Origin of the sequence: Pseudomonas neuropathica, from assembly GCF_051174785.1 — a bacterium.
Taxonomy (GTDB): domain Bacteria; phylum Pseudomonadota; class Gammaproteobacteria; order Pseudomonadales; family Pseudomonadaceae; genus Aquipseudomonas; species Aquipseudomonas neuropathica_A.
On record NZ_CP195111.1, the window covers coordinates 2,520,398 to 2,535,906 of the forward strand.

Genomic DNA, 15,509 nt, shown 5'->3' on the forward strand with positions numbered 1-15,509 from the left:
ACCGACTGATGAATGCCCTCGAAGTACTGCGCGACTCTCTGTATTTTTTCAAACGCCATTTGGGCAGCATCGTGCGGTTGTGCCTGCCGCTGGTGATATTCGAAGCATTCCTGCAACAGGTGGTTGATCACGCCAGCGGGCCGGAAAACATCTCGGCGATCAGTATCGTCGTTGGTCTGCTGGTGTATCCGCTGTACACCGCAGCGCTGATCCTGTTCCTCGATGCACGCAGCCGTGGCGAGGCGCCGCGCAACCGTGATCTGCTGGCGATGGCCGCCACTCTGTGGCCACGTTTCGCTTTGCTCACGGCGCTGAACACCTTGCTGATTCTGCTGGGCCTGTCGCTGTACTTCCTGCCCGGCCTGATGCTGATGGTCATGCTCGCATTCGGCGAATACCTGCTGGTGCTGCGCGGCATGGGCCCTTTGCAGGCAATGAAAGAAAGCCTGCGCCTGACCCGTGGGCATTTCTGGCGAATCCTGTTGTGCATTCTCTGTGTGATGACGCCGCTGTGGTTGCTCAAAGGTGCGACGCTGGCGGTGTACCCCGAGCCGCAGAACCCGGTGATCGGCATACTGATCGACAGCGCTCACAGCTTTCTGCAACTGTTCACCAGTGTGGTGTTGTTCCGCCTGTTCATGCTGATCAGCGAATTGCCTGACAAACGTGACAGAGTGGTCTGACAGCACTGCGCTTGGGCTTCGAGACGGCCGTCAGGTATGCTCGGGGCCACTTTCTGTAACGCTATAAGCCGAGCCATGACCCGTCTACTGCGCTACACCCTGTTGCTTGTTGTGCTGGCCGTCGTGTTGATCGGCGCGCTGATCTTCAGCCTGACCTGGCGCCCCGACGCCCGCGAAACCCTGCCGGTCAGTTGCACGGGGACGCCACCGACGCTGGTGCCGGGCCAGGCGCTGAAAGTCATGACCTGGAACGTGCAGTACCTCGCTGGCAAGCGTTACGTGTTCTGGAATGATCTGGCCCAAGGCAACGATGAAGCGCCGACCCAGGAAGACATGGCCTTCAGCCTCGATGAAGTAGCGCGGGTGATCCGCGACGAGCAGCCCGATGTGGTGCTGTTGCAGGAACTCGATGATGGCGCCAAGGCCAGCGACTACCAGGATCAACTGAAGTTACTGCAGGAACGCGTTGCCGACCTGCTTCCGTGCAGCGCCAGCGCGTTTGACTGGAAAGCCGAATTCATCCCCGACGCGCATATTTTCGGCAGCGTCGGAAGACAACTGGCGACCCTGAGCCGCTACCGCATCGAACACGCCGAGCGCCTGCAATTGCCGGTCGCCTCGGCCAACTTCATCAGCCGCCAGTTCCAGCCAAAAGACGCTTTGCTCGCGACCAAACTGCCGCTGAGCGATGGTGGGCAACTGACCGTTTTCAATACCCATCTGGAGCGTGCCAGGCAACTCGATGACACTTTGCAGGCGCAAGTGAGCGCCGTGGCCAAAGTGCTCGACAAGTACGAAAGTCAGGGTCTGCCATGGTTGATCGGTGGCGATTTCAATCTGCTGCCGCTGGGTCAATATCGTCGCTTGCCCGCCGAGCAGCGCACACCCTACGCCGCCGACAGCGAACTGCACCTGCTGTGGGACAAATACCCGATGATCCCGACCAACAACGAGGCCAGCGGCATCGACCGTGCGCAGTGGCTGACCCATTACCCCAACGATCCTGGCCTGAATGGTCCGGATCGTACGGTCGACTATCTGTTTTACAGCCCGAAAATGAAGCGGGTGCAAGCGAGAGTGCGCCAGGACGACACCTTGCGCATCTCCGATCACCTGCCGGTGATTGCGCGCTTCCTGCTCCCCGCCGCGCCTTAGATCACAACTTCGGCACACCACCGATCACTGTGGGAGCGAGCCTGCTCGCGAAAGCGCTTTATCAGGCAACGGATGCGTCGACTGAAACGACGTCTTCGCGAGCAGGCTCGCTCCCACAGTTGATTGATGTCGTAGCTTTATTCTGTGGCCGACTTCAATTTTGTAGGCGCTGCCGATCTCTTTATCTTCAGGTGCCGCGCGGTTTCGCCCGTGCAGTCGCTTCGGCGACCAGCGGATCATCCGGCCAATAATGTTTCGGATAGCGGCCCTTCAAATCCTTCTTCACCTCGGCATAGGTGCTGCGCCAGAAGTTGGCCAGATCCTGCGTCACCTGCACCGGCCGCCGCGCAGGCGATAGCAAATGCAGTTTGACCACTTGCCGGCCGCCGGCGATTCGCGGTGTATCCGCCAGCCCGAACAACTCCTGCAAGCGCACCGCGAGAATCGGCGGAAACTCGCTGTAATCCAGACGAATCGACGACCCTGACGGCACGCTCAGATGATGCGGCGCCAGCTCATCAAGCTTCTGCGGCAGCGGCCACGGCAGCAGATTACGGACGATGCTCGACAGATCCAGATTGGCAAAATGACTGAGCCGCGAAACCTTGCCCAGATAGGGCATCAGCCAGTCTTCGAGGGTGTTCAGCAACGTTGCATCGCTGACATCTGGCCACTGACTGTCATCCTGACTGTTCAACTCCAACTGCCGCAACAGCGCCACCCGCGCCTGCCACTGACGCAGTTCCGGCGTCCACGGCAGCAGCTCCAGACCCTTGCGTCGCACCAGATTGACCAGCGCCTGACTGCGCGCATTTTCGTCAAGACCGGTTAGCGGTTCACGGCTGAGAATCAGCTCGCCGACCTTGCGCTGACGCTCGGCGCGCAGCACGCCTTCGCGCTCGTCCCAGTCCAGTTGATCGACATTACGCACTTGCTCGGCGAGCACTGAATCGAACAGCGCCGGATCGAAATCCGCCGCCAGATAAATCCTTTCCTCACGCTGGCCCTGACGACTGCCGAGGTCGGCAATGACGATCCACGGTTCTTTCATCAGGCTATCGGCTTCGGCGAACAGCGCCGCGCGGCCGTTGGCCAGACGATATTCGGCGCCACCGGCACGCCGCTGTTGCGCGACGCGATCCGGATAGGCCAGCGCCAGCAAGGCACCGAGCCAGCGCGGATGATCGGGATCGCTGACTGGCTCGCTGGCCTTGCCGCGCAGGTAACCGCGATATTGCCGCGCCAGTTGCTTGGCGCGCTGCACCCCGCCCTGCGCACCACGGGCCGCGCGTTCTTCACCGGACAGCAGGGCCAATCGACTGTGCAAATCCGCACCGGCGCCACGCAAGATATCGCGTTCGCCCAGTAACGCGGCGACATCGCACGCCATATTCGCCAGACCCAACGCCTGACCCCGCAGCAACAAATGACCGATGCGCGGATGCGCCGGCAATTCAGCCATGGCCTGACCGTGCGTGGTCAGAGACTCGCCTTCCAGCGCGCCAAGCCTTTGCAACAAATCCTGCGCCTGTGCATAAGCCGCTGCTGGCGGAACATCCAGCCAGACCAGTTCGCCCGGCGTGACACCCCAGCGCCCCAGTTGCAGGGCGAGGCTGGCGAGATCCGCCGAAAGAATTTCCGCACTGCCATAAGCGGCGAGCTGTTCGTGCTGATCCTGCGACCACAAGCGATAACAAACGCCCGGCTCGAGTCGCCCGGCCCGGCCAGCACGCTGGGTGGCGCTGGCCTTGGAAATCCGCTGGGTATCGAGACGCGTCATGCCGCTGCCCGGATCGAAACGCGGCACCCGCGCCAGCCCCGCGTCGATCACCACGCGCACGCCGTTGATGGTCAGACTGGTTTCGGCAATGTTGGTCGCCAGCACCACTTTGCGCTGGCCGGGCGGCGCCGGATCGATCGCCGCGCGTTGCGCATTAAGGTCGAGTTCACCGTGCAACGGGCACAGCAGCACATCGCTGCGCTCACCCATCGAGTCGACCAATTGTTGATGAACGCGACGGATTTCCGCCTGCCCCGGCAGGAACACCAACAGACTTCCGGTTTCATCGTGCAGCGCTTCGAGCACGGTTTGCGTGACGCGTTGATCGATGTATTCGCCGGGCTGAAACGGCCGCCCCCAGCGCATCGTCACCGGATACATGCGCCCTTCGCTGCGCAGGATCGGCGCATCATCCAGCAACCCGGCCAGACGGTCACCTTCGAGCGTGGCCGACATCAGCAAAATCTTCAGCGGCTGTTCAGCGCGGAACAGCTCGCGACCATTCAGACTTAAGGCCAGTGCCAGATCGGCATCGAGGCTGCGCTCGTGAAATTCGTCGAAGATCAGCAAGCCCACGCCTTCCAGCGCCGGGTCGTCCTGCAAGCGACGGGTGAGAATGCCTTCGGTGACCACTTCGATGCGCGTAGTGGGGCCGACCTTGCTGTCGAGACGAATGCGATAACCGACGGTTTCACCGACCTTCTCGCCCAACTCGCTCGCCAGACGTTCCGCCGCTGCCCGCGCGGCCAGACGACGCGGTTCCAGCATCAGAATGGTCTGCCCGGCAAGCCACGCTTCATTGAGCAAAGCCAAGGGCACGCGGGTGGTTTTACCGGCGCCGGGCGGTGCTTCGAGCACGGCTTCGTGGCGCGTCGCCAAGGCTCCACGCAGGGCGGGTAAAACATCGTCGATCGGCAAAGAATTCATGCTGGCTCCCCAGGGCGTGCCCACAGTAAATTGCGCGTCGCGTTAATGCTGTGAGCGTGCCAGGCAAGGCGCGGGACGCAGGTAAGGGGCGTTTCCTTGCCAAGTCCCGCAACGCAGCATGGCGCGCTCACAGCTTTAGCCCGGAGGGCCGAACCCCGATAGGATTCATTAGCCTTCACGCGGTATCGATCTGGAGAAAACAACGTCAATCCTCAACATATTTCGGTAGGGGGTGAGACGAGGCCGCAATTTACTGTGGGCACGCCCTGCCAGGCCCGAGTATAACGGCGAACTGGCGGGCGTTCGTCAGGGTCTTAACTTCACACGACGACGCTTCGTTATCAGATGACTCAGGAGATTTTCCCATGCGCTTACCTTTTCGCCTGATCGGCGGTGTACTGGTCGCCACCCTGCTCACGCAAATCACCGCGTGCGGTTCGATTTTCTACCCGGACCGGCGCGGTCAGATCGACGGCAAAATCGACCCGGCGATTGCCGTGCTCGATGCCGTGGGCCTGCTGTTCTACATCATTCCCGGGCTGATCGCGTTTGCCGTCGACTTCGCCACCGGCGCAATCTATTTCGAACCGGGCCACACGGCGCAGATCGATCCGGCCAAGCTCAAGCAAGCCATCGGCCCGGATGGTCAGGTCGATAATCACAAGTTGCAGGCTATTCTCGAAAGCGAGTTGGGCCGAGATTTCCCACTCGACGATCCGCGCCTGATTCAACACAAGGGCAGCACGCAACAACTGGCCATGTTCGGCCTGCAACCTGCCGCTTAAAAAGGACGTTCAATGACATCCAGCCCCGAACACGCTCGCCTGCTACGGCTGGCGACCCGCGCCTCGGTGGCGGTCGCGTGCACGCTGATCGTTGCCAAAGCCGTCGCCTGGTGGCTGAGCGGCTCGGTGAGCATGCTCGCCGGCCTCACCGACTCGGCGCTGGATGGCGTCACTTCGCTGCTCAATCTGCTGGCGGTGCATTACGCGTTGCGCCCGGCTGATGACGATCACCGTTATGGTCACGGCAAGGCGGAATCGCTGGCGGGCATGGCGCAGGCGTTGTTCATCGGCGGCAGTGCGGTGTTGATCGCGTTTCAGGCTTATGAGCGACTGCACGATCCACAACCGCTTGGTGCGCCATGGCTGAGCATCGGTGTGATTGTGTTTTCGCTGCTGCTGACGGCGGCATTGCTGGTGTTGCAGTATCGAGTGATCAAGCAGACCGGCTCCAACGCCGTGCGCGCTGATTCGCTGCACTATCGCTCGGACATGTTGCTCAACGGCAGCATTCTGATTGCGCTGATCCTCGCCGGTTTTGGGTTTGAGCAACTGGATGCATGGTTCGGTCTGGGAATTGCCGCCTACATTCTGTGGAGCGCGATACAAATCGCCCGGGAAAGTTTTTCGGTGCTGATGGATGAAGAACTGCCGACGGATGTCAGCCAGCACATGCTCGAACTGGCCTGCAGTGTGCCGGGCGTGTTGGGTGCGCATGACTTGCGCACGCGGATCTCCGGCAACCACTGGTTTGTGCAGTTGCACCTGGAATTACCGGGAGAATTGACGTTATCAGTGGCCCACGGCATCAGCGATCAAGCCGCCGATGCCATTCACAAAGCCTACCCGCGCGCCGAAGTGCTGGTGCACGCCGACCCGCAGGAAGTGGTCAAGTCAGAACGGGCGCAAACCCGGCTTCAGTAACTGACCTGATAGCCGCGACTGCTCAGGCAATTGCCCTGAGCCTGACGGTAGGCCTGAACCACTTCGGGCGCCGGTTGATACGTCGCGGTACGCGGATCGAAACCGCTTCGCTGCACGGCGTACTGATAGCACTGGTAACCGTCCTGCTGTACCTGCTCCGGCGACTGGCCGTTGGCCGGATACGCTTCAACGTCATAGCCTTGAGACTGCGGTTGCGGCTGTTGCTGCACCGGCGGTTCGACCACGATGTAATCCTGCGTCGCTTCCTGATACGCGTAGTAGGAACCAGCAGCAAGAAACAGCAGCGAACCACCGATCCACACTTCACGGGCGTAATCCGGCAGATACTGAATGCGGATCCCGCGCGGCGGTTGCACGACGATGTAGCGCGGGCCTTGTGGGCGATACCAGTAGCCGCCCGAATAGAAGTAATCCTGACCTCGATACGGCACGCGGTAGTCGCGATCCGGGAAACGGTCGATCACATGCCCCGGCCGATACTGCGGGCCTGGACCCCAGCCATTGCCATGGCCGTCCGGGCGCCCCGGCCAGCGATTGTCGTTGGGGCGGTTGCCGGTCTGCCATTGCTGATTGTGGTAACCGTTCTGCGGACGCTCGTCACGGTAGTAACCCTGACGTGGCTCCTGAGTCTGGCGCACGGTGTCGGGCCGTGGCTGGATCGGCAGGCTGTTGGCCGGCAGTTGTGGCGGCGGTGGTGGTTGGCGCACCGGGTCGGGATTGTAGGCCGGGCGGTTCTGATCGTGGTTCTGCCACTGGCCATTGTTGTTGCCGTTGTGCTCGAACTGGCGGCTGTTGTCGCCACGAATGATGTCGTTGTTCTGCGGACGCGGTTGATTCTGCGATGGATTGTTCTGCGGGCGCGGCTGATTGTTGCCGCCACGGCCCTGATTATTGCCCTGATGGTCCTGGCCATGGCCACCGCCCTCCGGCCCGCGATTTTGCGGCTCATCGGCAAGCGCTTGCACACTGACACTCACACACAGCAAACCAACACCGGCCAGACGCCAGAGGCGTGAATTCATGCTTTTTCTCACTGCGGGGCCTGTAAATGTAAGAGGGCTTGTCACTAAGACCGGGAATACACACGCCCGGTTCTGCAACAGGTTATCAGTCGCGCAACTTATTTATTGAGCGCCCGGCATGAAATCGCAGGCAAGAAAAAAGGGAGACCCGTCGGCCTCCCTTTAGAGAACTTCGTCCTGGCTCGACGCTTTTGACGTCGGCTCACCTCACGCCGTCTTCTGGACAGTGTGCAGCTCGGGGGCCGGCACAACCCCTGTGGGGGTGGCGGCCGCGGCAGGCCGGATAGGGCGGGCCGCGTGGACTGTGTTACCGAGCAGTGATTCTGGTGATAAGAATAGGCCTGAGGCGGCGACAGAGGATTGCGAAGATTGCTGAAATAAACACCACTTGCGCAATTTTTAACCCGGGATAGATAATCCGCCGCAATAGTTACAACCAAGGACAGATTGATGAGCAAACTCGACCGTTACGACCTGAGCATTTTGGCGGAATTGCAGCGCGACGCCCGCATCTCCAACCAGGAGTTGGCCGAGCGCATCGGTCTGTCGCCGTCCCCTTGCTCGCGCCGGGTCAAGCAGCTGGAAGACGACGGATATATTTCGCGTCAGGTGGCGTTGCTTGATCGCAAGATGCTCGGGCTGAGCCTGACCGCATATGTGCTGATCGGCATGGACCGGCATACACCGGAGCGTTTCGAGAATTTCGAAGCAGCGATTCGTACGTTGCCGCAGGTGTTGGAGTGCAGTCTGGTGACGGGTGTGGATGCCGATTACCAGTTGAAAGTGGTGGTGCCGGATATGGATCACTATCAGAAATTGTTGCTGGGGCACCTGACCCGGATTGAAGGCGTGACCAGCGTTCGGTCGAGTTTTGTGCTGAATCAGGTGCTCAACAGCACTGAACTGCCGCTGACTCATTTGCGTAGCTGATCAAAGGCCCCCTCATCGGAACGCCGCCCGCCCAGCCCTCTCCCCTAGGAGAGGGAGCCGACCGAGATGTCTGCTGTCATACATCGACCTGAAAGATTGAGTCGATTGTGGATTCACAACAGAACTTTCAGGTCGGCGTATTCCTTGAGCATCCCCCGGTCAGTCCCCTCTCCCTCCGGGAGAGGGCTAGGGTGAGGGCAAAGGCTTCGGATCAGACCCAGATCAATGCCCCCCCCCACATACCTTGGCGTATACTCGCCGCGCCCTTTTAGCCGCATGCGCGTCGGAGAAACCCAATGGATCCAGCCTTATTAGAAGAGTGGATGATGACCGGACTGGTCAGCATCCTGATCATTTTCATGGGTTTCATCGTCTGGGATCTGGCGAAGAAGTCCAAGGCCGGGCGCTTTGGTTCGTTCATTCTGTTCTTCGTACTGGGCTTGGGCGTAGCCGCGTTCATCATCAAGAGTGTGGTGATCGGCCTGATCGAATCCGGCGCTCTATAAGCGCGCCGGCACTTCCTTCCACTGGCCCTGATCAAGCCCTTCGATCGTCCAGTCACCAATTCTCACCCGCACCAGCCGCAACGTTGGTAACCCGACCGCCGCGGTCATGCGCCGTACTTGTCGGTTGCGCCCTTCGCGAATCACCAGTTCCAGCCACGAAGTCGGAATGGTCGCGCGAAAGCGTACCGGTGGATTGCGCGGCCACAACTCAGGTTCATCCAGCTGCCGCGCTTCGGCGGGCAAGGTCATGCCGTCATTCAGTTCGACACCGTCACGTAGCCGCTGCAACTGCTCAGCCGTCGGCACTCCTTCGACCTGCACCCAATAAGTCTTCGCCAGTTTGTGTTTCGGATCGGCGATGCGCGCCTGCAACTGCCCGTCGTTGGTCAGCAGCAACAAACCTTCGCTGTCACGATCAAGGCGTCCGGCCGGATAAATGCCGGGCACATCGATGAAGTCCTTGAGCGTCGCCCGCCCTTCGCCGTCGCTGAATTGCGTCAGCACATCGAACGGTTTGTTGAACAGGATCAGTTTCGGCTCGGCCGGTGGTGCCTTGGCAACACGGCGCGGGGAAGCAGACTGAGGCTTCGCGCCAGGACGGCGGGAAGGTGGACGTGGAGGACGGGACATGGCGAAAAGAACATCTAACGGTCAGGGCTGCCAATGCTAGTAGCCTGACCGTTAAATGACCATCCACAAATCAGCGGAACGGTGGTTCGTCGAAGCTGCGCAGCTTGCGCGAGTGCAGCGAGTTGAGTTCGGTGCGCAGCAGATCCACCGCTTCGATGCCGATCTTCAAGTGCTGGCTGACCGCGCGTTCATAGAAAGCGTTGGCCGAACCCGGCAGCTTGATTTCGCTGTGCAGCGGTTTATCCGAAACGCAAAGCAACGTGCCGTACGGCACCCGCAAGCGATAACCCTGGGCGGCAATCGTGCCGCTTTCCATGTCCACCGCCACGGCGCGGGACAGGTTGATCAACGGCCGTTCCTGCGCCCAACGCAATTCCCAGTTACGGTCGTCGTACGTCAGTACGGTGCCGGTACGCAGGCGTTTTTTCAGGTCATCGCCCTTCTCGCCGGTGACATTCGCCGCTGCTTGTTGCAGCGCCATTTGCACTTCAGCCAGTGCCGGGATCGGAATGTTCGGTGGCACCACACGGTCAAGAATGCCGTCGCGACGCATGTAAGCGTGGGCCAACACGTAGTCGCCAATGGTCTGCGACTGACGCAGGCCACCACAGTGGCCGATCATCAGCCAGCAATGCGGACGCAGCACCGCCAAGTGGTCGGTGATGTTCTTGGCGTTGGACGGACCGACGCCGATGTTGACCAGGGTCACGCCGTGGCCATCGCTGGCGATCAGGTGATAGGCCGGCATCTGGTAACGGTGCCAGACCACACCGGCAGCAATCGCCGAGGCTTCGCCGTGATCCATGCCCTTCTCGATGATCACGTTGCCCGGCAACACCATGCGCACGAAACGCGGGTCACTGCGCAATTGCTCCAGACCATGGACGATGAACTGGTCAACGTAGCGGTGATAGTTGGTCAGCAGAATCCACGGCTGCACATGACGCCAGTCGCTGCCGGTGTAATGCACCAGACGCCGCAGCGAGAAATCCACACGTGCAGCGTCGAACAACGCCAGCGGCAGCGGGTCGGTGTTTTCCCAGTCGTAGAGACCGTCGGCGATACCATCGGTGGCGGCGGACAGGTCGGTACTCGGGAACACCCGCGCCAGCACGGCAGCGGTGACGCCGGAGCCGGCCAGTTCATCGCCCTGCTCGACCACGTACGGATACGGAATATTCTGCTGGCTGACGCCGACTTCCACGGTCACGGTGAAGTCGTGCATCAACGGCACAAGTTGTTCGAGCAGGTATTTGCGAAACGCCGCCGGGTGGGTGACGGTGACGCTGTAAGTGCCCGGCAGCTGCACCTTGGCGTAAGCACGGGTGGTCTGCGGGACTTCGCCCTGGCAGTGATAGGTCAGACGCAGTTCGGGATAACGAAACAGAGCACGCTGCGCAGCGTCGGGTTCGACGCGATCCTTGAGGTAACGCTTGAGCGCCGAGTTCAGCGCTGTGGTGGCCCGCTCGTGCAGCTCGGCCAGACGATCCACGGCTTGTTCGGCGGTTTGAACGACAATAAACGCTTCGGTCACGATCAGCTTCCTGTGTTCTGACTTGCAGAGCTTCATCTTGCCTGCATCGTGGCGTCACGGGAACAGTGGCGTTGTGGGTGTACCTAAATCTCCCCATCAACGGATATCCCCTGTGGGAGCGAGCTTGCTCGCGAATACGGTTTGTCATTCAACATTGATGTCGACTGATGTACCGCTTTCGCGAGCAAGCTCGCTCCCACAGGATTTTGTGGAGTTGGGGAGATTGAGATCAGAAACCTTGCGGGGTTGAGCGGGCGACGATGGCTTCGACGTCCAGACCGCGCGGCAAGGCGCCGTAGACGCGGCCGCTACCGCTCAGACGGCTGGCAATGAAGGCATCGCTGACCGCCGAGTTGCCGGCTTCCAACAACAGTTTGGCCTGCAAACCGAGCGCGATGTCCTCAGTCAACTGCCGCGCCCGATACTGAATGTCACTGGTGTCCTTGAACTGTGCCTGCAACTGCTGAATATGCGCGGCCAGGCGCTTGTCACCATGCCCATCGCCCAACTCGCTGAACAACACATCCAGCACGCCCGGCTCTTTCGACAAGGCTCGCAGCACGTCGAGGCACTGCACATTCCCGGAACCTTCCCACGTCGAGTTCACCGGTGCCTCGCGATACAGACGCGGCAGGATGCTGTCCTCGACATACCCCGCGCCGCCCATGCATTCCGCCGCTTCGTTGATCATCCCCGGCGCACGCTTGCAGATCCAGTACTTGCCCACCGCCGTCACCAACCGGGCAAATTGCGCTTCGTGGCGATCATCCAGATGATCCAGCGCCTTGCCCATGCGCAAACTCAGCGCCAGAGCGGCTTCGCTTTCCAGGGCCAGATCGGCCAGCACGTTTTGCATCAATGGCTGTTCGCTGAGCAGTTTGCCGCCGACCTTGCGGTGTGCGCAGTGGTGGCTGGCCTGGGTCAGCGCCTGACGCATCAGCGAACTGGAACCGACCATGCAATCGAATCGGGTCATCGCCACCATCTCGATGATGGTTGGCACACCCCGTCCTTCCTCACCGACCATCCACGCCAGCGCGCCACGAAACTCCACTTCACTGGAGGCGTTGGACTGGTTGCCGAGTTTGTTTTTCAGACGCTGGATGTAGAACTGATTACGCGTGTCGTCCGGGCGATGGCGTGGCAACAGGAAGCAGCTCAAGCCTTTGTCGGTTTGCGCCAGCGTCAGGAAGGCATCGCACATCGGCGCCGAGCAGAACCACTTGTGCCCGACCAGTTCATAAGCCTGACCCGGGCCGCTGGCGCCGACCGGATAGGCCTTGGTGGTGTTGGCGCGCACGTCGGTGCCGCCCTGTTTCTCGGTCATCGCCATGCCGATGGTCACGCCGGCCTTGTGCGCCATGCCGACGTTGCGCGGATCGTATTCAGTGGCGAGGACTTTCGGCAGCCATTGCTCAGCGATATTCGGCTGCAAGCGCAGGGCCGGCACACTGGCGAAGGTCATGGTCAACGGGCAACCGCTGCCCGCCTCGGCCTGGCTGTGCAGATAAGTCATCGAGGCGCGGGCGACGTGGGCGCCATCCTGTGGATGCGCCCATGGCAGCGAAGTCAGGCCATGCTCGATCGCCGTGCGCATCAGTTCGTGATAAGCAGGGTGAAATTCCACCAGATCGATGCGATGGCCGTAGCGGTCATGACTGGCGAACGCAGGTTTGTTCTGATTGGCGAGGAACCCGGCTTCCATCAGCGGCCCGCCGGCGAGCGCGCCGTAAGCATCGATCCGCGACTCCGCCCAACCAGCACCAAAGCGCCGCGACCACTCCTGCAGCGGCAGGTCGATGCGGTAGAGGTTGGTGCCGTCCAGCGACGGCGGCTGGTTGGTGACTTCGTGGGTTTCAGCGAACTGATGCAGGTTCATGACGGGGCTCCTTGAATCAACCGGAGAGGTCAGTTAAGCACCGCCCCCAAGCTGATCAAAGTGTCATACGCGCCGAATTGGCGGCGCTTTTACCCTATCAACAGCACAGCACTCGACGCTCCAGTGCGGATTGCAGTTCCTCGAATTTCACCGGCTTGTTCAGGTAATCGACCGGTGCTCCCGTGGCGCAAAGCTCTCGGTCAGCGGTCAATGCGAGCATGAACACCGGCAGGTTGGCGCAGCCCGGCATGGCGAGAATCCGGCAGCACAAGGACGTGCCTTCAGGGGCGGGCATCTGACAATCGATCAGTACCGCATCGAAGGTTTCCCGCTGCAGGCAATCCAGTGCCGCCGCGCCGTTGTCAGCAGTGCGCACGCGGAAACCGAGCTTGAGCAACATGCCGCGCATCACCAATTGGTTGACGCTGTTGTCGTCCACCAGCAACACCGTGCAGTCCTGCGGCGCGCGTACACAATCGTGCGAAGGCGCGGAGATTGGCGCAGATTCAACCACCGGCAATTCGAACTCGACGTCCAACTGGAAGCGGCTGCCGCTCCCAGGTTCCGAGCGATGGGTAAGCTTGCCGCCGAGCAGCTCAACCAACTGTCGGCAGATCGCCAGGCCGACGCCCAGTCCGCCATATTCGCGGGTCATCGAACCGTCGAGCTGGAAGAAGCGCTGATACATCGTCGCTTCGCCCAGATCGGTAAAACCGATGCCGGTGTCGATCACTGCGAACGACAGGGCCAGACGATTGCCCGTCGACGGTTTGCCAGTCACCCGCAATGCCAGCCCACCAACGCGGGTGAACTTGATCGCGTTATCCAGCAGGCACTCCAGGCATTGCGCGAGTTTTGCGCTATCACCGTGCAAGCGATCCGGCAGGGTCGGCAGTACATCGACCTTGAAGTCCAGCGACTTGCTCGACGCATTGCCGTCGAATTGCACGCGCAACGCTTCGACCACGCCACGCAGGCTGAAACTGCCCGGCGCGGCCTTGAGCTTGCCAGCCTGCAACTCGGTAAGGGTGAGGATGCCGTTGACCATACGCATCATGTCCCGCGCGGACCCGGCGGCGGTCTGTTGGTACTGCTCAAGCTCCGGATCCATTTCGACGGTTTGCATCAGTTCCAGCGAACCGATCACACCGTTCATTGGCGTGCGCAGTTCGTGGGTCAGGGTCGCGAGGAATTCGTCCTTGAGTTTGTTGCTGTGGGCCAGTTGCTGGTTGAGCACTTCGAGTTTCTGCCCGGCGTCGTACAACGTCTGCGCCTGTTGTTCGCGCATCGCGTTGATGCGGTCGGCCAGCGCCAGCGACAGCAGCGCTACTTCGATGGCCGAGCCGATCTGGCTGGCGTACATGGTCAGGAACACGTTCGGCAGCAGGCCCAGCACCATCAGCGTGTTGACGATGCCGCCAAGCAGAAACGCCGACCAGGCAATGATGAAATAGCGCGCCACGCGCAAGCCGCGCCACCAGGCCAGAATCCCGGCGGCAAAAATCACCACGGTGAAGGTCAGCGCCAGCGTCGTCGCCAAGCGCAGGGCCAGGGCGTAAGTGGTCATCAGCGACAGGCCGATGACCAACGCACTGAACGCGATCAATCCGATCAGTACACGATCAAGCGCACGACTGTGGTTTTTGGTTTGCAGGAAACTGCGGGCGAACTGGCTGCCAAACAGGCCGGCGCAACCAATGAAAAAAGGCGTCGCGGCATTAGCCCACCATGGGTTGTCCGGCCAGAAGTACTCGACCGCCGCACCGTTCACTGACAGTTGATACAGACCAAACGAAGCAATGTAGAGGATGTAATAGAGGTAACTGGTGTCGCGCACGCTGAGGTAGATGAACAGGTTGTAGACCACCATCCCCAGCAGCACGCCATAAATGATGCCGAGCACATAAAGGCGCACTGGCTGGTCTTCGAGGTACGCGGTACTCGACCATAACGTCACCGGCGCCTGGATCGAGCCTTCGCTGGCCAAACGCAAGTACACGGTTTGCTGTTGATCCGGTTTGAATGAAAGATCGAACAAATAGTTGTTCTGGCGAATCTCGCGGCTGGTGAACGGCCAGGCATCACCGGTTTGCCGGACGAGACGGTAGTCGCCAGCAGCATCGGGCATGTACAGATCGAGATGATCGAGCGGTGGATACGCCAGTTCCAGCAACCAGGTGCGCTGGGCGGCGGGATTGCTCGGACGGTAATGCAGGTCGATCTTCAACCAGAACGCCGAGCGTGAATAACCGGCATTGAGCGTGGCTTTATCGTGAGGTTTGAACTTGCCGGCGGCAGCCTGCGCGCGAACATCGGCAATGCTCGCCTGACCACTCGGGTCTTCGAACACTTGCAGCGACCGGCCCAGAGGGAGGCTCTGGGTGAACTCGTCGAATTCGACGGCGCTCGCCATAAAGGGCAAGCAGAACAGCAACATCAGCAAATAGCGCATTGAAGCCCCAGCGTGGCTCGTCCGGTTGTGTCAGGAAGCCCCCCATTCCCTTTGAGTAGACGTAAAACCGGTATTACCTGTTATTGGTTTGGATCCAGACTAGCATAGCCGTTGATGGCCATTGAGCACCATCGAAATTTTTCCTGAAAAGGCTCTAGAACGGGCGTTTCAGAGCAAAGCAGCGAGCTAGAGCTGTTGAGTTGGTCAGCTTGTGACAGCATGGTCGCAATCTCTTGCCGGGTTATCGGCCCGCCACAACAGCACTGAACCCGAAAATCAGCTTT

General features: G+C 60.5%; 12 protein-coding genes. 6 read left to right on the plus strand and 6 right to left on the minus strand.

Annotated features, from left to right (window positions below; translation table 11 throughout):
- Nucleotides 1-8 precede the first annotated feature (8 nt).
- Entirely contained in the window at nucleotides 9-683 is a 675-nt protein-coding gene (locus ACRRSD_RS11425; RefSeq protein ID WP_435038120.1) for a YciC family protein, read from the plus strand.
- 75 nt (nucleotides 684-758) lie between these two features.
- Nucleotides 759-1,838, plus strand: coding sequence for an endonuclease/exonuclease/phosphatase family protein (locus ACRRSD_RS11430; protein ID WP_435038121.1), 1,080 nt, complete (start codon nucleotides 759-761; stop codon nucleotides 1,836-1,838).
- A 187-nt stretch (nucleotides 1,839-2,025) separates the two neighbouring features.
- Here ACRRSD_RS11430 and hrpB read toward each other — a convergent pair whose 3' ends face one another.
- Entirely contained in the window at nucleotides 2,026-4,545 is a 2,520-nt protein-coding gene (gene hrpB / locus ACRRSD_RS11435; RefSeq protein ID WP_435038122.1) for an ATP-dependent helicase HrpB, read from the minus strand.
- 365 nt (nucleotides 4,546-4,910) lie between these two features.
- Between hrpB and ACRRSD_RS11440 the strand changes: the two genes are divergently transcribed.
- Together ACRRSD_RS11440 and ACRRSD_RS11445 are read left to right on the plus strand one after the other, a co-directional pair.
- Nucleotides 4,911-5,330: a hypothetical protein gene (locus ACRRSD_RS11440; protein WP_016986146.1), complete on the plus strand. Its 420-nt coding sequence runs from the start codon at nucleotides 4,911-4,913 to the stop codon at nucleotides 5,328-5,330.
- Between the two features lie 12 nt (nucleotides 5,331-5,342).
- Nucleotides 5,343-6,251, plus strand: coding sequence for a cation diffusion facilitator family transporter (locus tag ACRRSD_RS11445; RefSeq protein ID WP_435038123.1), 909 nt, complete (start codon nucleotides 5,343-5,345; stop codon nucleotides 6,249-6,251).
- Here ACRRSD_RS11445 and ACRRSD_RS11450 read toward each other — a convergent pair.
- Complete coding sequence (locus tag ACRRSD_RS11450) at nucleotides 6,245-7,294, minus strand: DUF6515 family protein (protein ID WP_435038124.1); 1,050 nt, start codon at nucleotides 7,292-7,294, stop codon at nucleotides 6,245-6,247. The two genes, ACRRSD_RS11445 and ACRRSD_RS11450, sit on opposite strands and share 7 nt — an antisense overlap.
- 450 nt (nucleotides 7,295-7,744) lie before the next feature.
- Between ACRRSD_RS11450 and ACRRSD_RS11455 the strand changes: the two genes are divergently transcribed.
- Both ACRRSD_RS11455 and ACRRSD_RS11460 read left to right on the plus strand, forming a co-directional pair.
- A complete protein-coding gene (locus ACRRSD_RS11455) occupies nucleotides 7,745-8,224 on the plus strand; it encodes an Lrp/AsnC family transcriptional regulator (protein ID WP_007909658.1) in 480 nt (159 codons plus the stop codon).
- A 296-nt stretch (nucleotides 8,225-8,520) separates the two neighbouring features.
- A complete protein-coding gene (locus ACRRSD_RS11460) occupies nucleotides 8,521-8,730 on the plus strand; it encodes a DUF2788 domain-containing protein (protein ID WP_007909655.1) in 210 nt (69 codons plus the stop codon).
- On the opposite strand, the gene ACRRSD_RS11465 is transcribed toward ACRRSD_RS11460, so the two are convergent.
- The 4 genes from ACRRSD_RS11465 to ACRRSD_RS11480 form a co-directional block, all read right to left on the minus strand.
- Nucleotides 8,725-9,360, minus strand: coding sequence for a pseudouridine synthase (locus ACRRSD_RS11465; RefSeq protein ID WP_077574650.1), 636 nt, complete (start codon nucleotides 9,358-9,360; stop codon nucleotides 8,725-8,727). The genes ACRRSD_RS11460 and ACRRSD_RS11465 overlap by 6 nt on opposite strands.
- A 70-nt stretch (nucleotides 9,361-9,430) precedes the next feature.
- Complete coding sequence (gene amn / locus ACRRSD_RS11470; protein ID WP_161986511.1) at nucleotides 9,431-10,930, minus strand: AMP nucleosidase; 1,500 nt, start codon at nucleotides 10,928-10,930, stop codon at nucleotides 9,431-9,433.
- A gap of 193 nt (nucleotides 10,931-11,123) precedes the next feature.
- Nucleotides 11,124-12,773 carry an acyl-CoA dehydrogenase family protein gene (locus ACRRSD_RS11475; protein WP_435038125.1) on the minus strand — a complete coding sequence of 550 codons (1,650 nt, stop codon included), beginning with the start codon at nucleotides 12,771-12,773 and terminating at the stop codon, nucleotides 11,124-11,126.
- 97 nt (nucleotides 12,774-12,870) lie between these two features.
- Nucleotides 12,871-15,225, minus strand: coding sequence for a hybrid sensor histidine kinase/response regulator (locus ACRRSD_RS11480; RefSeq protein WP_435038126.1), 2,355 nt, complete (start codon nucleotides 15,223-15,225; stop codon nucleotides 12,871-12,873).
- Between the last annotated feature and the right edge of the window lie 284 nt (nucleotides 15,226-15,509).